This is a genomic window from Enterobacter sp. PL_is511 (genome assembly GCF_055816065.1).
In genome coordinates this window covers 34,061-56,110 of sequence record NZ_JBVPGP010000021.1, presented here as the reverse complement: position 1 = coordinate 56,110, position 22,050 = coordinate 34,061, and the positions used below count along the sequence as shown (strand labels likewise).

Genomic DNA, 22,050 nt, shown 5'->3' with positions numbered 1-22,050 from the left:
GTGTGCAGTGTAGAGGTTTTCTGTTTGATCTGGACGGTACGCTGGTGGATTCGCTGCCGGTTGTGGAGCGTTCCTGGTGCCATTGGGCTGACAGACATGGCATCGACCATCAGGACGTGCTGAATTTTATCCATGGCAAACAGGCCATCACCTCGCTACGGCACTTCCTGGCCGGACGCTCTGAGGACGAAATTCAGGCGGAGTTCAAATACCTGGAACACATTGAAGCCACCGATACGGACGGCATCACCGCGTTACCAGGCGCGCGCGAGCTGCTTGAGCATCTGAACGAGGCGCAGATCCCGTGGGCTATCGTCACCTCCGGTTCCGTGCCGGTTGCCCACGCCCGACACAAGGCGGCAGGCTTGCCAACGCCCGACGTATTCATCACGGCGGAGCGCGTGAAGCGGGGTAAACCGGAGCCTGACGCATTTTTACTGGGGGCCGAACTGCTGGGCCTCGACCCCGCAGAGTGCGTGGTGGTGGAAGATGCGGCGGCTGGCGTACTGGCCGGGCTGAACGCAGGAAGTCACGTCATCGCCGTTAACGTTCCGGCCGGATCCCCCCGGCTGGACGAGGCAGATTTGGTGCTGGATTCACTGACGGCCCTGTCTGTTTCAAAAGCCTCTGACGGAGTTGTAACCGTCTCGCTAAAAGTGTAATCCCATGATATGGCCCCACATTGCTGGGGCTTTTTTATGGCAAAATTCCTCATCTTCCACTGACAAGGATAAGTTGTGAACGGTGAACTGATTTGGGTCCTGAGCCTGCTTTTAATCGCCATCCTTCTTTTTGCAACGGGCAAGGTACGCATGGACGCCGTCGCCCTGTTTGTCATCGTCGCGTTTGTGCTGAGCGGTACGCTCACGCTACCGGAAGCCTTCTCCGGATTTAGCGATCCCAACGTTGTCCTCATTGCCGCCCTGTTTATCATCGGGGATGGGCTGGTGCGCACCGGTGTGGCGACCATCATGGGGTCGTGGCTGGTGAAGGTGGCGGGCAACAGCGAAACCAAAATGCTGATTTACCTGATGGTGACCGTCGCCGGGCTGGGGGCGTTTATGAGCTCCACGGGCGTGGTCGCCATCTTTATCCCGGTGGTGCTGAGCGTCTCCATGCGGATGCAGAGCTCGCCGTCACGCCTGATGATGCCTCTGAGTTTTGCCGGTTTGATCAGCGGCATGATGACGCTGGTGGCAACGCCGCCGAACCTGGTCGTCAACAGCGAACTGATCCGCGAAGGATTTGAGGGCTTCAGCTTTTTCAGCGTCACCCCGCTGGGGCTGGTCATTCTGGTATTGGGCGTGGTCTACATGCTGCTGACCCGGTTTGCCCTGAAAGGTGAAAAACAGGAAAAAAATAAAGAAGGGTGGAAGCGACGCACCTTCCGCGATTTGATTAAAGAGTACCGCCTTACCGGGCGCGCGCGCCGTCTGGCTATTCGTCCTGGCTCGCCGATGGTGGGGCAGCGGCTGGATGACCTGAAGCTGCGTGAGCGCTATGGCGCGAATGTGATCGGCGTAGAGCGCTGGCGTCGTTTTCGCCGGGTGATTGTCAACGTCAACGGGGTGTCGGAATTCCGCGCACGGGACGTCCTGCTGATTGATATGTCCACTGCGGACGTGGATCTGCGCGAGTTTTGCAGCGAACAGCTGCTGGAACCAATGGTGTTGCGCGGGGAGTATTTCTCCGATCAGGCGCTGGATGTTGGCATGGCCGAAGTATCGCTCATCCCTGAATCGGAACTGTTGGGCAAAACCGTGCGGGAAATGGGGTTCCGAACCCGCTATGGCCTGAACGTCGTGGGGCTGAAGCGCGATGGCGTAGCGATGGAAGGTGCAGTGGTGGATGAACCGATCCTGCTGGGCGATATTTTTCTCGTCGTCGGTAACTGGAAGCTGATAAGCCAGCTCGGGCAAAAAGGGCGTGATTTTGTGGTGCTCAACATGCCTGTTGAGGAGAGCGATGCCTCCCCGGCGCACAGCCAGGCCCCGCACGCAATTTTCTGTCTGGTGCTGATGGTGGCGCTGATGCTGACCGATGAGATCCCCAATCCGGTCGCGGCAATTATTGCCTGCCTGTTGATGGGCAAATTCCGCTGTATTGACGCCGAAAGCGCCTATAAAGCCATTCACTGGCCGAGCATCATTCTCATTGTCGGGATGATGCCTTTCGCCCTGGCGCTGCAAAAAACCGGCGGGGTGGATCTTATCGTTAAAGGCTTAATGGACGTGGGCGGCGGGTATGGGCCGTACATGATGATGGTCTGTCTGTTTATCATGTGTGCCACTATCGGTCTGTTTATCTCCAATACCGCGACGGCGGTTCTGATGGCGCCGATTGCGCTGGCGATGGCCAAATCCATGGGCGTGTCGCCGTATCCTTTTGCGATGATGGTCGCAATGGCGGCCTCAGCGGCATTTATGACGCCAGTTTCTTCACCGGTGAACACGCTGGTGCTGGGGCCGGGGAACTACACATTCAGTGATTTCGTGAAGCTGGGCGTGCCGTTCACCGTGCTGGTGATGGTGGTATGCGTGATATTGATACCGGTTCTGTTCCCGTTCTGAGCATTTTGCCGGGTGGCGGCTACGCCTTACCCGGCCTACAACCCCGTAGGCCCTGCAAGCGCAGCGCCGCTGGGCGACAGTCAGAGGGGAGAATCCTGGCTAATCTCATCCAGCGATAGATGGAAGCTCGGCACAAACACCTGCATAAAGTAATCCATCTCTTCGCTGCGGCGGGATTCCAGCGTTTTTTCCAGACGCGTTTTTGCCAGTAAAAATTCGTTATTCCCCGCGGACAACTCTTCCAGACACTTGAGGTAGGCGCAGAGCGCGTCGGCCTGTTTGACCAGCGACTTTTCATCTTCCGTGTACTGATGCTCATCGATGAGCGGCTCAAAGATGTCGCGCAGTTCTTCAGGCACCATGTCAATCAGCTTCTGCTGGGCAATTTTCTCGATGGCCTTATATTCCTGCGCAATCTGCGAGTTGAAATACTTTACCGGCGTAGGCAGATCGCCGGTCAGCACTTCTGACGCATCGTGGTACATCGCCAGCAGGGCAATGCGCTCTGGATTGACCTGACCGTTGAATTTGCGGTTTTTAATGGCGGCCAGCGCGTGAGCGACCATCGCAACCTGCAGACTGTGCTCTGACACATTTTCCGTGCGGACATTGCGCATCAGCGGCCAGCGGTTGATGAGTTTCAGGCGGGAGAGGTGGGCAAAGAAATGACTCTGACTCATAGGGTACCTTTTGTCTTCACTGCGACAGGCGTTCATTGTGCGGGGAGGGGAGGGAAGATGCAAATCAGGCTACCGAAGTAGCCTGATTTTAAGATTACTGATGGTATCCGGAGAGGAAGCGCCCGAAGCGGCTAATGGCCATTTCCAGGTCATCTTCGCGCGGCAGCGTCACGATACGCACGTGATCCGGCCACGGCCAGTTAAACGCCGTACCCTGAACCAGCAGCACTTTTTCCTGGAGCAGGAAATCGAGCACCATTTTCTGGTCGTCATGAATATTAAAGCGCTTCGCGTCAATTTTCGGGAACATGTAGAGCGCGCCATTCGGCTTCACGCAGGAGACGCCAGGAATATCGTTGATCAGTTCCCACGCACGGTTGCGCTGTTCGTACAGGCGACCGCCGGGAACGATGAACTCGCTAATGCTCTGATAACCACCCAGCGCCGTCTGGATCGCGTGCTGCGCCGGAACGTTGGCGCATAAACGCATGGAGGCCAGCATCTCCAGCCCTTCAATATAGCCTTTGGCGTGCTTTTTCGGACCGTTCAGTACCATCCAGCCCTGACGGAAACCGGCCACGCGGTAGGTTTTGGACAGGCCGTTAAAGGTGACGGTCAGCAAATCCGGTGCCAGCGCAGCGATTGAGTGGTGCTGTGCCGCGTCGTACAGGATCTTGTCGTAAATTTCGTCGGCGAAAATGATCAGGTTGTGCTGACGGGCCAGCTCGACGATCTCCATCAACAGCTCTTTTGAGTATACCGCGCCCGTTGGGTTGTTCGGGTTAATGATCACGATGCCGCGCGTGCGGGGCGTAATTTTCGCGCGAATATCATCGAGGTCCGGGAACCAGTCAGAGGACTCGTCGCACAGGTAGTGCACCGCTTTACCGCTGGACAGTGACACGGCTGCCGTCCACAGCGGATAGTCCGGCGCGGGTACCAGCATTTCGTCACCGCTGTTCAGCAGCGCCTGCATCGCCTGCACGATCAGTTCGGAGACGCCGTTGCCGATATAGATATCTTCAACGGTAACATCACGCATACCGCGTGCCTGGTAGTGCTGCATGATGGCTTTACGTGCGGAGTAAAGTCCTTTTGAATCGCAATAGCCTTGTGCAGTAGGAAGGTTGCGGATCACATCAACCAGAATTTCATCCGGCGCTTCAAAACCAAATGGCGCTGGGTTACCAATGTTGAGTTTCAGAACCTTGTTGCCTTCTTCTTCAAGGCGTTTTGCCTCTTTCAGAACCGGGCCGCGGATGTCATAACAGACGTTATCTAGCTTGCTGGATTTTTCGATAGGGGACATGAACCTTTAACCTTTTCGCTATGATTGCCACTCCCTGCCGTGGAAGTCAGCACGGAATAATGTACTCCCCCCTCGCTTCGTTTTGAAGGGTGTGCAGTAGAAGATTTTGTGCCGGGAGCAAAATTTTGATAAATCTTTTTATCTGGGTGTATGCTTTTATGCTGGCTTAAAGTTGTGCGCACGGTGCCATATTGGGTTAAATGTGCTATTCATTTGTCAAAATTGTGTATATTGTGCTAGTAAAAATAGGTGGAAAGCAGGACAAAGGTGGCAATCACCCTGAGTGACATTTCGTTAAACCTGAATGCTTGATACCTGTTTCTGTAATAGCATGCTGTGGCTAAAAGTTACTCATGTGAAATTAATGTTAAGTGCCATTAATGAATGGTCTTAATCTAAATTAAAATTTATTTATTATTAACCTAAAAAATGCAACTTTAGTTAATTCTAATAAAATTAGTTTAGAAGCTTAACATTCTTCTTTAATCCTCAATATTGCAATAAGACTTATAAATAAAGTGGATTTGGGTTAAGATGTCTTCCAGGAAAGCAGAGTGCAGATACACGTTTTTTGTATATCTGTGACTGGTTTTCCTCATTAATTGATTGTTATTGTTGGAGTTATCTCTGGCTGGAATGTGTCGAACATCTCCTGCTACGTTGACAGCGCTGCGATACAGATGGCAGAAAAGGTGTTATACCTTTAATGTAATTTACATAAACCTGCGAACATCTAAATATCCTGAACGTTTAAGAGAATAAAAATAACGTCATGAAACGTGCTTTCTGACTGTTGATATAAAGCAGCACAATAACTATCTGTCAGGCAGTCTGCCGGGCCGGGATGCGAGGGAAAATCTTCAGAGGGAATTGCTTAACTGTACACACACAGCTTCAACCCGGGCAGCTCCGCACGAGCAACCTGAAAGTGAATAGATATGATAAATGCAAATCGTCCGATAATGAATCTCGACCTCGATCTGCTGAGAACGTTTGTTGCGGTCGCCGATCTCAACACTTTTGCAGCCGCTGCTGCCGCCGTTTGCCGAACTCAGTCTGCCGTCAGCCAGCAAATGCAGCGGCTGGAGCAACTGGTTGGTAAAGAGCTTTTTGCGCGTCATGGGCGTAATAAGCTCTTAACGGAACACGGTATTCAGCTTCTGGGTTATGCCAGGAAAATTCTTCGCTTTAATGATGAAGCATGTATGTCATTAATGTTTAGCAACCTTCAAGGGGTGCTAACGTTAGGCGCATCTGATGAGTCAGCGGATACTATATTGCCGTTTCTTCTCAATCGTATTAGTTCGGTTTATCCGAAGCTTGCGCTGGACGTTAGCGTAAAGCGTAATGCCTTTATGGTTGAGATGTTAAATGAGAATAAAGTCGACCTGGTGGTCACCACGCATCGTCCCGGGCAGTTTGACTGCCTGACGCTGCGTACATCGCCTACGCACTGGTATTGCGCGGCCGAATATGTGCTGCAAAAAGGGGAGCCGGTTCCACTGGTCTTACTGGATGACCCTAGCCCGTTCCGCGATATGGTGCTCACGGCGCTGAATGAGGCCAACATTCCGTGGCGTCTGGCGTATGTGGCCTCCACGCTGCCAGCGGTCCGTGCCGCCGTGAAGGCCGGTCTGGGTGTGACGGCCCGTCCGGTTGAGATGATGAGCCCCGATCTGCGCGTCTTGGGAAAATCCGATGGTCTTCCTGCGCTGCCGGATACGGAGTATCTGCTCTGCCACAATTCGTCCAGCCATAACGAGTTGGCCAAAGTGGTGTTCGAGGCGATGGAAAACTACCATAACCCGTGGCAGTTCGAACGCGTTACCTCCGAAGGGGGGGATGATTCCCTGATCGTTGAAGGGGATTTCGAGTGATCGATAGCTCAAAATTCTGGTAACAAAATGTAAGTGTAAAAAAAAGCCACTCGTGTGATTTTCACATGCAGTGGCTTTTTTTTAGCAAAAATATCCGCTTATGGCGTATGGGTTTTCAGGATACTTCATATTTATCAACATTCTAAATGCTTTTGCTTAAAACTTGTCCGTTTTCCGTTCTAACTTCAACCACCTACCTCACATGTTAAAAAAACAGGAAATATGTTGCCGTTTTCCTGGTTGAATTAACAAAAGCGTGTCACAGATCAAGAAAATACTCCTATTTGGGGGGAGGAATCGTTGGCAAATCCTGTCAAAATAGGAGGGTTATTTTTTTTACTTCCGAAACGGACACGATTCAACAACATACATTTGACGGAAAGTCATGCACCCACCAGGGTTAAAGGGCACCAAATGTTAATGAGAATCGCTCGATGTAATTTAATGTGAAGAAACCTTTGTTAAAGTTGACAATAGGTTATAGAAAGGAGTAAAAAACCCCATCATTTTGCTGTCTACGTCTCATTTCTGACAGTTAGTGTAAGGTTATTTGTTCCTCCCCATGAATCGATGTGATGCCCATCTGCCAGCAAGAGCAGTGTCGTTGGTATCACTTTTGATGAGTAAGCAATGAGTATGTCAACATCCACAGAAGTCATCGCTCATCACTGGGCATTCGCAATCTTTCTTATTGTAGCCATTGGCCTGTGCTGCCTGATGTTAGTCGGCGGCTGGTTCCTGGGCGGTCGCGCCCGCGCAAGGCACAAAAACACACCTTTCGAATCAGGTATTGATTCAGTAGGTTCCGCTCGCTTACGCCTGTCTGCCAAGTTCTATCTGGTAGCCATGTTCTTCGTCATCTTCGACGTGGAAGCGCTTTACCTTTTCGCATGGTCAACTTCCATCCGCGAAAGTGGTTGGGTGGGCTTTGTCGAGGCCGCAATTTTCATTTTAGTGCTACTGGCCGGTCTGGTTTATCTGGTGCGTATTGGCGCGCTTGACTGGACGCCTGCGCGTTCACGTCGTGAACACATCAACCCGGAAAACAGTATCTCTAATCGTCAGCAGTAACAGCGAGGCAATAAGATGGATTATACGCTCACCCGCATAGATCCTAACGGTGAGAATGACCGTTACCCCCTGCAAAAACAGGAGATCGTAACCGACCCCCTGGAGCAAGAAGTCAATAAAAGCGTGTACATGGGCAAACTCGAACATGCCATGCACGATATGGTCAACTGGGGTCGTAAGAACTCCATCTGGCCGTACAACTTTGGCCTTTCTTGCTGCTACGTTGAAATGGTGACGTCATTCACTGCGGTGCATGACGTTGCGCGTTTTGGGGCCGAGGTACTGCGTGCTTCACCACGTCAGGCTGACCTGATGGTGGTAGCCGGTACCTGCTTTACCAAGATGGCACCTGTTATTCAGCGTCTTTATGACCAGATGCTGGAGCCTAAATGGGTTATCTCCATGGGCGCATGTGCAAACTCTGGCGGTATGTACGACATCTATTCCGTCGTGCAGGGCGTAGATAAATTTATCCCAGTGGATGTGTACATCCCGGGTTGTCCGCCACGTCCGGAAGCTTACATGCAGGCGCTGATGCTGCTGCAGGAGTCTATCGGTAAAGAACGTCGCCCACTGTCGTGGGTTGTTGGCGATCAGGGTGTGTATCGCGCGAACATGCAGTCTGAGCGCGAGCGTAAACGTGGTGAACGTATTGCCGTCACCAATCTGCGTACGCCTGACGAAATTTAATTTGCGCCTGTAGGCCTGGAGAACACCTTCGCATATCACTACTCAAATAGCGCGAAGCCAGGCTCAACAGTCACCACGGACCATTTGCAATGGTGAACAATATGACCGACTTAACCGCGCAAGAAGCCGCCTGGCAGACCCGGGATCATCTGGATGACCCAGTCATTGGCGAACTGCGCAACCGTTTTGGGCCGGATGCCTTTACTGTTCAGGCTACCCGCACCGGGGTACCCGTTGTTTGGGTGAAGCGTGAGCAATTGCTGGAAGTTGTCGATTTCCTCAAGAAATTGCCAAAACCGTACGTCATGCTGTTTGACTTACACGGCATGGATGAACGTCTGCGTACCCACCGCCAGGGTCTCCCTGCTGCGGATTTTTCCGTTTTCTACCACCTGATCTCAATAGACCGTAATACGGATATCATGCTCAAGGTGGCATTGTCTGAAAACGACATGCATCTGCCGACGATCACCAAACTTTTCCCGAACGCCAACTGGTACGAGCGTGAAACCTGGGAAATGTTCGGCATGACCTTTGACGGCCACCCGCACCTGACGCGCATCATGATGCCGCAGACCTGGACAGGCCACCCGCTGCGTAAAGACTACCCGGCACGTGCCACCGAATTCGATCCGTTTGAGCTGACCAAAGCCAAGCAGGATCTGGAGATGGAAGCGCTGACCTTCAAACCGGAAGACTGGGGCATGAAGCGCGGTACCGACAACGAGGACTTCATGTTCCTCAACCTCGGTCCAAACCACCCGTCTGCGCACGGTGCATTCCGTATTATTCTTCAGCTTGATGGCGAAGAGATTGTCGACTGCGTACCTGACATCGGTTACCACCACCGTGGTGCTGAGAAGATGGGCGAGCGTCAGTCCTGGCACAGCTACATTCCTTATACCGACCGTATTGAGTACCTCGGCGGCTGCGTCAACGAGATGCCATACGTGCTGGCCGTTGAGAAACTGGCGGGTATCGTTACGCCGGATCGCGTTAACGTGATTCGCGTCATGCTGTCAGAGCTGTTCCGTATCAACAGCCACCTGCTGTATATCTCCACCTTCATTCAGGACGTCGGCGCGATGACCCCGGTCTTCTTCGCCTTTACCGACCGTCAGAAAATCTACGATCTGGTGGAAGCGATTACCGGTTTCCGTATGCACCCGGCCTGGTTCCGTATCGGCGGTGTGGCACACGATCTGCCGCGCGGCTGGGACCGTCTGCTGCGTGAATTCCTTGACTGGATGCCAAAACGTCTGGCCTCTTACGAGAAAGCCGCGCTGCGCAATACCATCCTGAAAGGCCGTTCCCAGGGCGTTGCTGCCTACGGCGCGAAAGAAGCGCTGGAGTGGGGGACGACAGGTGCAGGTCTGCGTGCGACCGGTATTGATTTCGACGTGCGTAAAGCCCGTCCTTACTCTGGCTACGAGAACTTCGACTTTGAAGTCCCGGTGGGCGGCGGTGTTTCCGACTGCTACACCCGCGTGATGCTGAAAGTAGAAGAGCTGCGCCAGAGTCTGCGCATCCTTGAGCAGTGCCTCAACAACATGCCGGAAGGCCCGTTCAAGGCGGATCACCCGCTGACGACGCCGCCACCGAAAGAGCGCACGCTGCAACATATCGAAACCCTGATCACCCACTTCCTGCAGGTTTCCTGGGGTCCGGTCATGCCGGCGCAAGAATCCTTCCAGATGATTGAAGCGACCAAGGGTATTAACAGTTACTACCTGACCAGTGACGGCAGCACCATGAGCTACCGTACCCGCGTGCGTACGCCGAGCTTTGCGCACCTGCAGCAGATCCCGTCCGCCATCCGCGGCAGTCTGGTCTCCGACCTGATTGTGTATCTGGGTAGTATCGACTTTGTTATGTCAGATGTGGACCGCTAATTATGCACGAGAATCAACAACCACAAACCGAGGCTTTTGAGCTGAGTGAAGCAGAACGTGCCGCCATTGAGCACGAGATGCACCACTACGAAGACCCGCGTGCGGCGTCCATTGAAGCGCTGAAAATCGTACAGAAACAGCGTGGCTGGGTGCCGGATGGGGCGATCTATGAGATCGCGAAAGTGCTGGGTATTCCGGCAAGTGACGTAGAAGGCGTAGCCACGTTCTACAGCCAGATCTTCCGTCAGCCGGTAGGCCGCCATGTGATCCGCTACTGTGACAGCGTAGTCTGCCACATCACCGGTTATCAGGGCATTCAGGCTGCGATTGAGAAGAAGCTCAATATCAAGCCGGGCCAGACCACGTTCGATGGACGCTTTACTCTGCTGCCGACCTGCTGCCTGGGTAACTGCGACAAGGGGCCGACCATGATGATTGATGAGGACACTCACAGCCATCTGACGCCGGAAGCGATTCCTGACCTGCTGGAGCAGTACAAATGAAAACTGTAATTCGTACTGCTGAGACGCATCCGCTGACCTGGCGTCTGCGCGATGACAAACAGCCGGTATGGCTCGACGAATACCAGAGCAAAAACGGCTATGCCGGCGCGCGTAAAGCCCTTGGCGGCATGGCGCCGGACGACATCGTTAACGCGGTAAAAGAGTCTGGCCTGAAAGGGCGCGGCGGCGCGGGCTTCTCCACCGGTCTGAAGTGGAGCCTGATGCCAAAAGACGAATCCATGAACATCCGTTACCTGCTGTGTAACGCCGATGAAATGGAACCGGGCACCTATAAAGACCGCCTGCTGATGGAACAACTGCCGCACCTGCTGGTGGAAGGCATGCTGATCTCCGCGTTTGCGCTGAAAGCGTACCGTGGCTACATCTTCCTGCGCGGTGAGTACATCGAAGCGGCGGAAAACCTGCGTCGTGCGATTGCCGAAGCCACCGAAGCGGGCCTGTTGGGTAAAAACATCCTGGGCACCGGGTTTGACTTCGAACTGTTCGTGCACACCGGCGCCGGGCGTTACATCTGCGGTGAAGAAACCGCGCTGATTAACTCCCTGGAAGGCCGCCGCGCGAACCCGCGTTCCAAGCCACCGTTCCCGGCAAGCTCCGGCGTATGGGGTAAACCGACCTGCGTAAACAACGTCGAAACCCTGTGTAACGTTCCGGCTATCCTCGCCAACGGCGTGGAGTGGTATCAGGGCATCTCCTCAAGCAAAGATGCCGGTACCAAGCTGATGGGCTTCTCCGGTCGCGTTAAAAATCCTGGCGTCTGGGAACTGCCGTTCGGTACTACCGCACGTGAAATTCTTGAAGACTACGCGGGCGGCATGCGCGATGGCCTGAAATTCAAAGCCTGGCAGCCGGGTGGGGCAGGGACTGACTTCCTGACCGAAGCCCACCTTGACCTGCCGATGGAATTCGAAAGCATTGGTAAAGCAGGCAGCCGTCTGGGTACGGCGCTGGCGATGGCCGTCGACCACGAGATCGGCATGGTCTCGCTGGTGCGTAACCTGGAAGAGTTCTTCGCCCGCGAGTCCTGCGGCTGGTGTACACCGTGCCGTGATGGTCTGCCGTGGAGCGTGAAGATCCTGCGTGCAATCGAACGTGGCGAAGGCCAGCCTGGGGATATCGAGACGCTTGAGCAACTGTGTCGATTCTTAGGCCCGGGTAAAACCTTCTGTGCCCACGCACCGGGTGCCGTCGAACCTCTGCAGAGCGCGATCAAATATTTCCGCGACGAGTTCGAAGCAGGCATCAAGCAGCCGTTCAGCAATACCCATGCAATCAATGGGATTCAGCCGAACCTGCTTAAAGCGCGCTGGTAACGACAAGAATTTTGATTAACGCTCGGTTTCGACCGAGCCAACTGGAAGCATGCTAATGGCTACGATTCATGTAGACGGCAAAGAATACGAAGTCAACGGGGCGGACAACCTGCTGGAAGCTTGTCTGTCTCTTGGCCTCGATATTCCGTACTTTTGCTGGCATCCGGCGCTGGGCAGCGTCGGTGCTTGCCGCCAGTGTGCGGTGAAGCAATATCAAAACGCGGAAGACACGCGTGGTCGCCTGGTGATGTCCTGTATGACGCCAGCCACCGAAGGCACCTTTATTTCGATTGATGACGAAGAAGCCAAACAGTTCCGCGAAAGCGTGGTGGAGTGGTTGATGACCAACCACCCGCACGACTGTCCGGTTTGTGAAGAGGGCGGTAACTGCCACCTTCAGGATATGACCGTGATGACCGGTCACAGCTTCCGTCGCTATCGCTTTACCAAGCGTACCCACCGTAACCAGGACCTGGGGCCGTTCATCTCTCACGAAATGAACCGCTGCATCGCCTGCTACCGCTGCGTGCGTTACTACAAAGACTATGCAGACGGTCAGGATCTGGGCGTGTATGGCGCGCATGACAACGTCTACTTCGGTCGTCCGGAAGACGGCGTGCTGGAGAGCGAATTCTCCGGTAACCTGGTAGAAATCTGCCCGACCGGCGTCTTTACGGATAAAACTCACTCCGAGCGTTACAACCGTAAATGGGACATGCAGTTTGCGCCAAGCATCTGCCAGCAGTGTTCCCTCGGCTGTAACACCAGCCCGGGTGAGCGCTACGGCGAACTGCGCCGTATCGAAAACCGTTACAACGGTACCGTTAACCACTACTTCCTCTGCGACCGCGGTCGTTTCGGCTATGGCTATGTGAACCTGAAAGACCGTCCGCGTCAGCCGGTTCAGCGCCGTGGCGACGACTTCATTACCCTGAACGCTGAACAGGCGATGCAGGGCGCGGCAGATATTCTGCGCCAGTCGAAGAAAGTGATCGGTATCGGCTCCCCGCGGGCCAGCATCGAAAGCAACTTCGCGCTGCGCGAGCTGGTCGGGGCGGAAAACTTCTATACCGGCATCGCCAAGGGCGAGCAGGAACGTCTGCAGCTGGTACTGAAAGTGCTGCGTGAAGGCGGTATTCATACCCCTGCGCTGCGCGAAATCGAATCCTATGATGCGGTTCTGGTGCTGGGTGAAGACCTGACGCAGACGGGCGCACGCGCGGCTCTGGCGGTTCGTCAGGCGGTGAAGGGTAAAGCACGTGAAATGGCAGCGGCGCAGAAAGTGGCTGACTGGCAGATTGCGGCGATCCTGAACATCGGTCAGCGCGCGAAGCATCCTCTGTTTGTGACCAACGTCGACAACACCCGTCTGGACGACATCGCGGCGTGGACCTACTGCGCACCGGTTGAAGATCAGGCGCGTCTTGGTTTTGCGATTGCCCACGCGCTGGACAACAACTCACCGGCCGTTGAGCTGGATCGCGACCTGCAAAACAAGGTTGACGTGATTGTTCAGGCCCTGGCCGGTGCGAAGAAACCGCTGATTATTTCCGGTACCAACGCCGGTAGCGCAGAGATCATTCAGGCCGCAGCCAACGTGGCCAAAGCCCTGAAAGGCCGCGGTGCTGACGTCGGTGTGACCATGATTGCCCGTGCGGTGAACAGCATTGGTCTGGGCATGATTGGCGGCGGCTCGCTGGAAGCTGCGTTAAGCGAACTGGAATCCGGTGCCGCTGACGCCGTGGTGGTGCTGGAAAACGACCTGCATCGTCATGCTTCTGCCGCTCGCGTTGACGCCGCGCTCTCCAAAGCGCCGCTGGTGATGGTGATTGACCATCAGCGCACCGCGATTATGGACAAAGCGCACCTGGTGCTCTCTGCGGCAAGCTTCGCAGAAAGCGACGGTACCGTTATCAACAACGAAGGCCGCGCCCAGCGTTTCTTCCAGGTTTATGACCCGTCTTACTACGACAGCAACACCGTGATGCTGGAAAGCTGGCGCTGGCTGCACTCCCTGCACAGCACCGTGCAGAGCCGTGAAGTGGACTGGACGCAGCTCGACCACGTTATCGACGCGGTGGTGGAAAAACTGCCTCAGCTGGCAGGCATTAAAGATGCCGCGCCTGAAGCGAGCTTCCGCATTCGCGGCCAGAAACTGGCGCGTGAACCGCACCGTTACAGCGGCCGTACCGCAATGCGCGCCAATATCAGCGTGCACGAACCGCGCCAGCCGCAGGATAAAGACACCATGTTCGCCTTCTCCATGGAAGGGAACAACCAGCCGTCTGCACCGCGTTCGCAAATCCCGTTCGCATGGGCACCGGGCTGGAACTCCCCGCAGGCATGGAACAAGTTCCAGGCTGAAGTGGGCGGCTCCCTGCGCCACGGCGATCCGGGCGTGCGTCTGATTGAAGCTTCCGAAACCGGTCTGGACTTCTTCACCACCGTACCGGCGAGCTTCCAGGCGCAGGACGGTAGCTGGCGTATTGCGCCGTACTACCACCTGTTCGGTAGCGACGAGCTGTCCCAGCGTTCACCGGTCTTCCAGACCCGTATGCCGCAGCCGTACATCAAGCTTAACCCGGCGGATGCCGCGAAGCTTGGCGTTAACGCGGGTGCGAACATCGCCTTTAGCTATGACGGCCAGACCATCAGCCTGCCGCTGATTATTTCTGAAAGCCTGACAGCAGGGCAGGTCGGTCTGCCGATGGGTATGCCTGGCATCGCGCCGGTTCTGGCGGGTGCGCGTCTTGATAATCTGCAGGAGGCAAAAGCATGAGTTGGTTAACGCCGGATCTTATCGACATCCTGCTGAGCATTCTGAAAGCGATTGTTATCCTGCTGGTGGTGGTCACCTGCGGTGCGTTCATGAGCTTTGGTGAACGTCGTCTGCTCGGTCTGTTCCAGAACCGTTACGGACCGAACCGCGTGGGCTGGGGTGGTTCACTCCAGCTGGTCGCGGACATGATCAAGATGTTCTTTAAAGAGGACTGGATCCCGCGCTTCTCGGATCGCGTGATCTTTACTCTGGCACCGATGATCGCCTTCACCTCGCTGCTGCTGGCGTTTGCTATCGTGCCGGTCAGCCCGACCTGGGTGGTCGCTGACCTGAACATCGGCATTCTGTTCTTCCTGATGATGGCAGGCCTCGCGGTTTACGCGGTCCTGTTCGCAGGCTGGTCCAGTAACAACAAATACTCGCTGCTGGGTGCGATGCGTGCTTCCGCGCAGACCCTGAGCTACGAAGTGTTCCTGGGTCTCTCCCTGATGGGCGTGGTGGCGCAGGCCGGTTCATTCAACATGACCGACATCGTCAACAACCAGGCCGACATCTGGAACGTTATTCCGCAGTTCTTTGGGTTTATTACCTTTGCCATCGCGGGCGTGGCAGTGTGTCACCGTCACCCGTTTGACCAGCCAGAAGCCGAACAGGAACTGGCCGACGGTTACCACATCGAATATTCCGGTATGAAATTCGGTCTGTTCTTCGTGGGCGAGTACATCGGTATCGTCACCATTTCCGCGTTGATGGTAACGCTGTTCTTCGGTGGCTGGCATGGCCCGTTCTTACCGCCGTTCATCTGGTTCGCGCTGAAAACCGCGTTCTTCATGATGATGTTCATTTTGATTCGCGCAGCGTTACCGCGTCCGCGTTATGACCAGGTAATGTCCTTCGGCTGGAAAGTGTGCCTGCCGCTGACGCTCGTCAACTTGTTGGTAACGGCCGCTGTCATTCTCTGGCAGCAGCCATAAGGGGCAATAGACCATGACCTTAAAAGAATTACTGGTAGGCTTCGGTACCCAGGTACGCAGTATCTGGATGATCGGCCTGCACGCGTTTGCCAAACGCGAAACCCGGATGTACCCGGAAGAGCCGGTATATCTGCCGCCGCGCTACCGTGGCCGTATCGTGCTGACGCGCGACCCGGACGGTTCCGAGCGCTGCGTTGCCTGTAACCTGTGTGCGGTAGCGTGTCCGGTAGGCTGTATCTCTCTGCAGAAAGCCGAGACGGTAGACGGCCGCTGGTACCCTGAGTTCTTCCGCATCAACTTCTCACGCTGCATCTTCTGCGGTCTGTGTGAAGAAGCGTGCCCAACCACGGCGATTCAGCTGACTCCAGACTTCGAGCTGGGTGAGTACAAGCGTCAGGACCTGGTGTACGAGAAAGAGGATCTGCTGATTTCCGGTCCGGGCAAATACCCGGAATATAACTTCTACCGGATGGCGGGTATGGCAATCGACGGCAAAGATAAGGGCGAAGCAGAGAACGAAGCTAAGCCTATCGACGTCAAGAGCCTGTTACCGTAAGGAGAGGGCAATGGAATTCGCTTTTTATATCTGTGGCCTTATCGCCATCCTGGCTACGCTGCGAGTGATCACGCACACCAATCCGGTGCATGCGCTGCTGTACTTAATCATCTCGCTGCTGGCCATTTCCGGGGTGTTCTTTGCACTGGGCGCGCACTTCGCCGGTGCGCTGGAAATCATCGTCTACGCCGGGGCCATTATGGTGCTGTTCGTGTTCGTGGTGATGATGCTGAACCTGGGCGGCTCTGAAATTGAGCAGGAACGTCAGTGGTTAAAACCGCAGGTGTGGATTGGCCCGGCAATTCTGTCGGCCATCATGCTGGTGGTGATCGTTTACGCCATTCTGGGTGTTAACGATCAGGGCATCGACGGCACGCCGATTGGCGCGAAAGAGGTCGGTATCACGCTCTTTGGCCCATACGTTCTGGCAGTGGAACTGGCCTCAATGCTGCTGCTGGCAGGTCTGGTTGTGGCTTTCCACGTTGGCCGCGAAGAGCGTGCTGGCGAGGTGCTGAGCAACCGCACTGACGACCGCGCGAAAAGAAAAACGGAGGAGCGCGCATGATCCCCTTAACACATGGACTGATCCTCGCTGCGATTTTATTCGTTCTGGGTCTGACCGGTCTGGTTATCCGCCGCAATCTGCTGTTTATGCTGATCGGGCTGGAAATCATGATTAACGCCTCCGCGCTGGCCTTCGTGGTCGCAGGAAGCTACTGGGGCCAGACCGATGGTCAGGTGATGTACATTCTCGCCATCAGCCTCGCGGCTGCCGAAGCGAGTATTGGCCTGGCGCTGTTGCTGCAGCTCCATCGTCGCCGCCAGAATCTGAACATCGATTCAGTAAGTGAGTTGCGTGGATGAACATGCTTGCCTTAACCATTATTTTCCCGCTGATTGGCTTCGTGCTGCTGGCGTTTTCTCGCGGCCGCTGGTCTGAGAATCTGTCTGCAACCGTTGGCATGGGCTCTGTTGGCCTGGCCGCGCTGGTGACAGCGTATGCGGGTATCGACTTCTTTAACAACGGGCGTCAGCCTTTCAGCGTGCCGCTGTGGACCTGGATGTCGGTCGGTGATTTCAACATCGGTTTCAACCTGGTGCTGGACGGCCTCTCGCTGACCATGCTTTCCGTGGTTACCGGCGTTGGCTTCCTGATCCACATGTTCGCCTCCTGGTATATGCGCGGTGAAGAGGGGTACTCCCGCTTCTTCGCCTATACCAACCTGTTTATCGCCAGCATGGTGGTTCTGGTCCTGGCCGATAACCTGCTGCTGATGTATCTGGGCTGGGAAGGCGTGGGTCTGTGTTCTTACCTGCTGATCGGTTTCTACTATACCGATCCGAAGAATGGCGCAGCGGCCATGAAAGCGTTCATCGTGACCCGCGTGGGTGACGTCTTCCTCGCTTTCGCGCTGTTCATTCTTTACAACGAACTGGGCACGCTGAACTTCCGCGAAATGGTGGAACTGGCGCCAGCGCACTTCGCTGCAGGTAACAACATGCTGTGGTGGGCAACGCTGATGCTGCTGGGTGGTGCTGTGGGTAAATCCGCGCAGCTGCCGCTGCAGACATGGCTGGCCGACGCGATGGCGGGTCCAACTCCTGTTTCCGCGCTGATCCACGCCGCGACCATGGTCACCGCCGGTGTCTATCTGATTGCGCGTACCCATGGCCTGTTCCTGATGACCCCGGAAATTCTGCATCTGGTGGGTATCGTCGGTGCGGTCACGCTGGTGCTGGCAGGCTTTGCCGCGCTGGTGCAGACCGACATCAAACGCGTTCTCGCGTACTCCACCATGAGCCAGATTGGTTACATGTTCCTGGCGCTGGGCGTTCAGGCGTGGGACGCAGCCATTTTCCACCTGATGACGCACGCGTTCTTTAAAGCGCTGCTGTTCCTCTCATCCGGTTCGGTGATCCTGGCCTGCCACCACGAGCAGAACATCTTCAAGATGGGCGGACTGCGTAAGTCCATCCCGCTGGTGTATGTCTGCTTCCTGGTGGGCGGCGCGGCGCTGGCGGCACTGCCGCTGATCACCGCGGGCTTCTTCAGTAAGGACGAAATCCTTGCGGGTGCCATGGCGAATGGTCATATCAATCTGATGGTTGCGGGTCTGGTCGGTGCGTTCATGACCTCCCTGTATACCTTCCGTATGATTTTCATCGTATTCCACGGTAAAGAACAAATTCACGCTCACGCAGGGAAGGGGATCACCCATCACCTGCCGCTGATTGTGCTGCTGGTACTGTCCACCTTCGTTGGCGCGATGATTGTGCCGCCGCTGCAGGGCGTACTGCCAGACACCACCGAGCTTGAGCACGGTCGCGTTCTGACGCTTGAAATCACCTCAGGTGTGGTCGCTATCGCGGGCATCCTGATCGCAGCATGGCTGTGGCTGGGCAAACGTACGCTGGTGACTGCCGTGGCCAACAGTGCGCCGGGCCGCCTGCTGGGCACCTGGTGGTACAACGCGTGGGGCTTCGACTGGCTGTACGACATGATCTTCGTTAAGCCGTTCCTGGGCATTGCGTGGCTGGTGAAGCGCGACCCACTGAACAGCCTGATGAATATCCCGGCGATCCTCTCCCGCTTTGCAGGTAAAGGCCTGCTGTACAGCGAGAACGGTTACCTGCGCTGGTATGTGGCGTCCATGAGCATCGGTGCGGTTGTCGTGCTGGCGCTGCTGATGGTGTTGCGTTGATCGTTAAGTGAATTTTATTCGAATTCGTTGAAAATCAGGCCCCTGCAGGGGGCCTTAAAAAGGAATGTAAATCGCCATGTTACTACCCTGGCTAATATTAATTCCCTTCATCGGCGGCTTCCTGTGCTGGCAGACTGAACGCTTTGGCGTGAAGATGCCGCGCTGGATTGCGCTGATCACCATGGGATTGACGCTCGCGCTTGGCCTGCAACTGTGGTTGCAGGGCGGTTACTCACTGACCCAGTCTGCGGGCATTCCGCAGTGGCAGTCTGAGTTCATCCTGCCGTGGATCCCGCGTTTCGGCATTACGATCCACCTGGCGATTGACGGTCTGTCGCTGCTGATGGTGGTGCTGACCGGTCTGCTCGGCGTTCTGGCGGTACTTTGCTCCTGGCGAGAAATCGAAAAATACCAGGGCTTCTTCCACCTGAACCTAATGTGGATCCTGGGCGGCGTGATCGGCGTGTTCCTTGCCATCGACATGTTCCTGTTCTTCTTCTTCTGGGAGATGATGCTGGTGCCGATGTACTTCCTGATCGCGCTGTGGGGCCACAAGGCGTCCGACGGTAAAACGCGTATCACGGCGGCAACCAAGTTCTTCATCTATACCCAGGCGAGTGGTCTGGTGATGTTGATTGCCATTCTGGCGCTGGTGTTTGTTCACCACAACGCGACCGGAACCTGGACCTTCAACTACGAAGAACTGCTGAAGACGCCAATGTCCCACGGCGTTGAATACCTGCTGATGCTGGGCTTCTTCATCGCCTTCGCAGTGAAAATGCCGGTGGTTCCGCTGCACGGCTGGCTGCCAGACGCGCACTCTCAGGCACCAACGGCGGGTTCCGTTGACCTGGCGGGCATCTTGCTGAAAACGGCGGCCTACGGTCTGCTGCGTTTCGCTCTGCCGCTTTTCCCGAACGCCTCCGCAGAATTCGCACCGATTGCCATGTGGCTGGGTGTGATCGGTATCTTCTACGGTGCCTGGATGGCCTTCACGCAGTACGACATCAAGCGTCTGATTGCCTACACCTCCGTTTCCCACATGGGCTTCGTGCTGATTGCTATCTACACCGGCAGCCAGCTGGCGTACCAGGGGGCGGTGATCCAGATGATTGCGCACGGTCTGTCCGCAGCCGGTCTCTTCATCCTGTGCGGCCAGCTGTATGAACGTCTGCACACCCGTGACATGCGTATGATGGGCGGTCTGTGGAGCAAAATTAAGTGGCTGCCAGCGCTCTCCATGTTCTTCGCGGTGGCGACTCTGGGGATGCCGGGTACCGGTAACTTCGTCGGCGAATTTATGATTCTTTTCGGCAGCTTCAAAGTGGTACCGGTGATTACCGTGATCTCCACCTTTGGTCTGGTGTTCGCTTCCGTCTACTCGCTGGCGATGCTGCACCGCGCGTACTTCGGTAAAGCGAAGAGCGAAATTGCCGCACAAGAACTGCCGGGGATGTCGCTGCGTGAGCTGTTCATCATCCTGCTGCTGGTCGTACTGCTGGTGCTGCTGGGCTTCTTCCCGCAGCCGATTCTGGATACCTCGCACAGCGCGATGGGCAATATCCAGCAGTGGTTTGTTAATTCTGTTTCTACTACAAGGCCGTAATTCGCCATGACAATAACTCCACAACAACTGATCGCGCTGCTACCGCTGCTGATCGTCGGATTGACGGTGGTGGTTGTGATGCTCTCCATTGCGTGGCGACGCAATCACTTCCTGAATGCCACGCTGTCGGTCATCGGCCTGAACGCCGCGTTAGTCTCTCTCTGGTTTGTTGGCCAGGGTGGGGCGATGGACGTCACCCCGCTGATGCGCGTTGACGGTTACGCCATGCTGTATACCGGTCTGGTGCTGCTGGCGAGCCTGGCAACCTGTACCTTTGCGTACCCGTGGCTCGAAGGCTACAACGACAACAAAGAAGAGTTTTACCTGCTGGTTCTGATTGCCGCGCTGGGCGGCATTCTGCTGGCGAATGCGAACCACCTGGCCGCGCTGTTCCTCGGCATTGAGCTGATCTCTCTGCCGCTGTTCGGTCTGATTGGTTACGCCTTCCGCCAGAAGCGCTCCCTGGAAGCAAGCATCAAGTACACCATCCTGTCTGCGGCGGCGTCCTCGTTCCTGCTGTTTGGTATTGCGCTGGTGTATGCACAGTCCGGTAACCTCTCCTTCATGGTGCTCGGCAAGAGCCTCGGTGACGGCATGCTGCATGAGCCGCTGCTGCTGGCGGGTCTGGGCATGATGATCGTTGGTCTCGGCTTTAAACTCTCTCTGGTGCCGTTCCACCTGTGGACGCCAGACGTCTACCAGGGCGCTCCGGCTCCGGTGTCGACCTTCCTGGCGACGGCGAGCAAAATCGCTATCTTCGGTGTGGTCATGCGTCTGTTCCTGTACGCACCGGTAGGTGACAGCGAAGCTGTTCGCGTGGTGCTGGGCATTATCGCGTTCGTCTCCATCATCTTCGGTAACCTGATGGCGCTGAGCCAGACCAACATCAAGCGTCTGCTGGGCTACTCGTCTATCTCTCATCTGGGCTACCTGATGGTGGCGCTGATTGCGCTGCAGAGCGGTGAGATGTCGATGGAAGCCGTGGGCGTCTATCTGGCCGGTTACCTGTTCAGCAGCCTCGGCGCCTTCGGCGTGGTGAGCCTGATGTCCAGCCCGTATCGTGGTCCGGATGCCGATTCACTGTTCTCCTACCGTGGTCTGTTCTGGCACCGTCCGATCCTGTCCGCAGTGATGACCGTGATGATGCTCTCTCTGGCAGGTATTCCGATGACGCTCGGCTTTATCGGTAAGTTCTACGTGCTGGCCGTCGGTGTGCAGGCGCACCTGTGGTGGCTGACTGCGGGCGTGGTGATCGGCTCCGCGATTGGTCTCTACTACTACCTGCGCGTGGCCGTGAGCCTGTACCTGAGCGCGCCTCAGCAGCTCAACCGCGATGCCCCAACCAACTGGCAGTACAGCGCCGGTGGTATCGTAGTGCTTATCTCCGCGCTGCTGGTGCTGATCTTCGGTATCTATCCGCAGCCGCTGATTGATATCGTGCAGCGAGCGATGCCGCTGATGTAAAAACAAAAAACCCGCCTCGGCGGGTTTTTTTTGGTTTACTCCC

General features: G+C 55.6%; 18 protein-coding genes. 16 read left to right on the top strand and 2 right to left on the bottom strand.

From position 1 onward, the window contains the following. Window positions 1–2 precede the first annotated feature (2 nt). Window positions 3–662, top strand: a complete 660-nt coding sequence (locus tag AC0TN7_RS09605) for a sugar phosphatase (RefSeq protein ID WP_267216869.1) — start codon at window positions 3–5, stop codon at window positions 660–662. Between the two features lie 75 nt (window positions 663–737). After that, window positions 738–2,570, top strand: a complete 1,833-nt coding sequence (locus AC0TN7_RS09600; RefSeq protein ID WP_473702115.1) for an SLC13 family permease — start codon at window positions 738–740, stop codon at window positions 2,568–2,570. Between the two features lie 80 nt (window positions 2,571–2,650). On the opposite strand, the gene yfbR is transcribed toward AC0TN7_RS09600, so the two are convergent. Together yfbR and alaA are read right to left on the bottom strand one after the other, a co-directional pair. After that, the gene (gene yfbR, locus AC0TN7_RS09595; RefSeq protein ID WP_024908967.1) at window positions 2,651–3,250 is read right to left on the bottom strand and encodes a 5'-deoxynucleotidase; all 600 of its coding nucleotides are present in this window, start codon (window positions 3,248–3,250) and stop codon (window positions 2,651–2,653) included. A 94-nt stretch (window positions 3,251–3,344) separates the two neighbouring features. Then, a complete protein-coding gene (gene alaA, locus AC0TN7_RS09590; protein WP_008500204.1) occupies window positions 3,345–4,559 on the bottom strand; it encodes an alanine transaminase AlaA in 1,215 nt (404 codons plus the stop codon). A gap of 938 nt (window positions 4,560–5,497) precedes the next feature. Here alaA and lrhA point away from each other — a divergent pair. The 14 genes from lrhA (at window position 5,498) to nuoN (ending at window position 22,007) form a co-directional block, all read left to right on the top strand. Then, window positions 5,498–6,436, top strand: coding sequence for a transcriptional regulator LrhA (gene lrhA / locus AC0TN7_RS09585; protein ID WP_021241557.1), 939 nt, complete (start codon window positions 5,498–5,500; stop codon window positions 6,434–6,436). A gap of 630 nt (window positions 6,437–7,066) precedes the next feature. After that, window positions 7,067–7,507, top strand: coding sequence for an NADH-quinone oxidoreductase subunit NuoA (gene nuoA / locus AC0TN7_RS09580; RefSeq protein ID WP_014171000.1), 441 nt, complete (start codon window positions 7,067–7,069; stop codon window positions 7,505–7,507). 15 nt (window positions 7,508–7,522) lie between these two features. Then, window positions 7,523–8,197, top strand: coding sequence for an NADH-quinone oxidoreductase subunit NuoB (gene nuoB / locus AC0TN7_RS09575; RefSeq protein ID WP_003861482.1), 675 nt, complete (start codon window positions 7,523–7,525; stop codon window positions 8,195–8,197). Between the two features lie 89 nt (window positions 8,198–8,286). Next, window positions 8,287–10,089, top strand: a complete 1,803-nt coding sequence (gene nuoC, locus AC0TN7_RS09570) for an NADH-quinone oxidoreductase subunit C/D (protein WP_023312537.1) — start codon at window positions 8,287–8,289, stop codon at window positions 10,087–10,089. Window positions 10,090–10,091: 2 nt separating this feature from the next. After that, on the top strand, window positions 10,092–10,592 hold the full coding sequence (gene nuoE, locus AC0TN7_RS09565; protein ID WP_006176513.1) for an NADH-quinone oxidoreductase subunit NuoE: 501 nt from the start codon (window positions 10,092–10,094) through the stop codon (window positions 10,590–10,592). Continuing rightward, window positions 10,589–11,926, top strand: coding sequence for an NADH-quinone oxidoreductase subunit NuoF (gene nuoF / locus AC0TN7_RS09560; RefSeq protein WP_008500209.1), 1,338 nt, complete (start codon window positions 10,589–10,591; stop codon window positions 11,924–11,926). Before nuoE ends, nuoF begins: the two co-directional genes overlap by 4 nt. A gap of 55 nt (window positions 11,927–11,981) precedes the next feature. Continuing rightward, a complete protein-coding gene (nuoG, locus tag AC0TN7_RS09555) occupies window positions 11,982–14,705 on the top strand; it encodes an NADH-quinone oxidoreductase subunit NuoG (protein ID WP_473702114.1) in 2,724 nt (907 codons plus the stop codon). Then, window positions 14,702–15,679, top strand: coding sequence for an NADH-quinone oxidoreductase subunit NuoH (gene nuoH, locus AC0TN7_RS09550; RefSeq protein ID WP_008500211.1), 978 nt, complete (start codon window positions 14,702–14,704; stop codon window positions 15,677–15,679). Before nuoG ends, nuoH begins: the two co-directional genes overlap by 4 nt. Before the next feature lie 13 nt (window positions 15,680–15,692). Further along, a complete protein-coding gene (gene nuoI / locus AC0TN7_RS09545) occupies window positions 15,693–16,235 on the top strand; it encodes an NADH-quinone oxidoreductase subunit NuoI (protein ID WP_003861491.1) in 543 nt (180 codons plus the stop codon). A 10-nt stretch (window positions 16,236–16,245) separates the two neighbouring features. Beyond that, complete coding sequence (nuoJ, locus tag AC0TN7_RS09540) at window positions 16,246–16,800, top strand: NADH-quinone oxidoreductase subunit J (protein ID WP_008500212.1); 555 nt, start codon at window positions 16,246–16,248, stop codon at window positions 16,798–16,800. Continuing rightward, entirely contained in the window at window positions 16,797–17,099 is a 303-nt protein-coding gene (gene nuoK / locus AC0TN7_RS09535; RefSeq protein WP_003861496.1) for an NADH-quinone oxidoreductase subunit NuoK, read from the top strand. The genes nuoJ and nuoK overlap by 4 nt, the downstream gene beginning before the upstream one ends. Beyond that, on the top strand, window positions 17,096–18,937 hold the full coding sequence (gene nuoL / locus AC0TN7_RS09530; protein WP_024908969.1) for an NADH-quinone oxidoreductase subunit L: 1,842 nt from the start codon (window positions 17,096–17,098) through the stop codon (window positions 18,935–18,937). Before nuoK ends, nuoL begins: the two co-directional genes overlap by 4 nt. Before the next feature lie 76 nt (window positions 18,938–19,013). Continuing rightward, the gene (nuoM, locus tag AC0TN7_RS09525; RefSeq protein WP_024908970.1) at window positions 19,014–20,543 is read left to right on the top strand and encodes an NADH-quinone oxidoreductase subunit M; all 1,530 of its coding nucleotides are present in this window, start codon (window positions 19,014–19,016) and stop codon (window positions 20,541–20,543) included. Window positions 20,544–20,549: 6 nt separating this feature from the next. Continuing rightward, the gene (gene nuoN / locus AC0TN7_RS09520; protein ID WP_463727089.1) at window positions 20,550–22,007 is read left to right on the top strand and encodes an NADH-quinone oxidoreductase subunit NuoN; all 1,458 of its coding nucleotides are present in this window, start codon (window positions 20,550–20,552) and stop codon (window positions 22,005–22,007) included. Window positions 22,008–22,050 lie beyond the last annotated feature (43 nt).

Excerpts from the sequence above, each read along its gene's own strand:
- nuoI (WP_003861491.1), top strand. The coding sequence starts at position 15,693 with ATGACCTTAAAAGAATTACTGGTAGGCTTCGGTACCCAGGTACGCAGT.
- nuoJ (WP_008500212.1), top strand. The coding sequence starts at position 16,246 with ATGGAATTCGCTTTTTATATCTGTGGCCTTATCGCCATCCTGGCTACG.
- nuoH (WP_008500211.1), top strand. The coding sequence starts at position 14,702 with ATGAGTTGGTTAACGCCGGATCTTATCGACATCCTGCTGAGCATTCTG.
- nuoB (WP_003861482.1), top strand. The coding sequence starts at position 7,523 with ATGGATTATACGCTCACCCGCATAGATCCTAACGGTGAGAATGACCGT.
- lrhA (WP_021241557.1), top strand. The coding sequence starts at position 5,498 with ATGATAAATGCAAATCGTCCGATAATGAATCTCGACCTCGATCTGCTG.
- nuoK (WP_003861496.1), top strand. The coding sequence starts at position 16,797 with ATGATCCCCTTAACACATGGACTGATCCTCGCTGCGATTTTATTCGTT.
- yfbR (WP_024908967.1), bottom strand. The coding sequence starts at position 3,250 with ATGAGTCAGAGTCATTTCTTTGCCCACCTCTCCCGCCTGAAACTCATC.
- nuoA (WP_014171000.1), top strand. The coding sequence starts at position 7,067 with ATGAGTATGTCAACATCCACAGAAGTCATCGCTCATCACTGGGCATTC.
- nuoM (WP_024908970.1), top strand. The coding sequence starts at position 19,014 with ATGTTACTACCCTGGCTAATATTAATTCCCTTCATCGGCGGCTTCCTG.
- nuoG (WP_473702114.1), top strand. The coding sequence starts at position 11,982 with ATGGCTACGATTCATGTAGACGGCAAAGAATACGAAGTCAACGGGGCG.
- nuoN (WP_463727089.1), top strand. The coding sequence starts at position 20,550 with ATGACAATAACTCCACAACAACTGATCGCGCTGCTACCGCTGCTGATC.
- alaA (WP_008500204.1), bottom strand. The coding sequence starts at position 4,559 with ATGTCCCCTATCGAAAAATCCAGCAAGCTAGATAACGTCTGTTATGAC.
- nuoE (WP_006176513.1), top strand. The coding sequence starts at position 10,092 with ATGCACGAGAATCAACAACCACAAACCGAGGCTTTTGAGCTGAGTGAA.
- nuoL (WP_024908969.1), top strand. The coding sequence starts at position 17,096 with ATGAACATGCTTGCCTTAACCATTATTTTCCCGCTGATTGGCTTCGTG.
- nuoC (WP_023312537.1), top strand. The coding sequence starts at position 8,287 with ATGGTGAACAATATGACCGACTTAACCGCGCAAGAAGCCGCCTGGCAG.
- nuoF (WP_008500209.1), top strand. The coding sequence starts at position 10,589 with ATGAAAACTGTAATTCGTACTGCTGAGACGCATCCGCTGACCTGGCGT.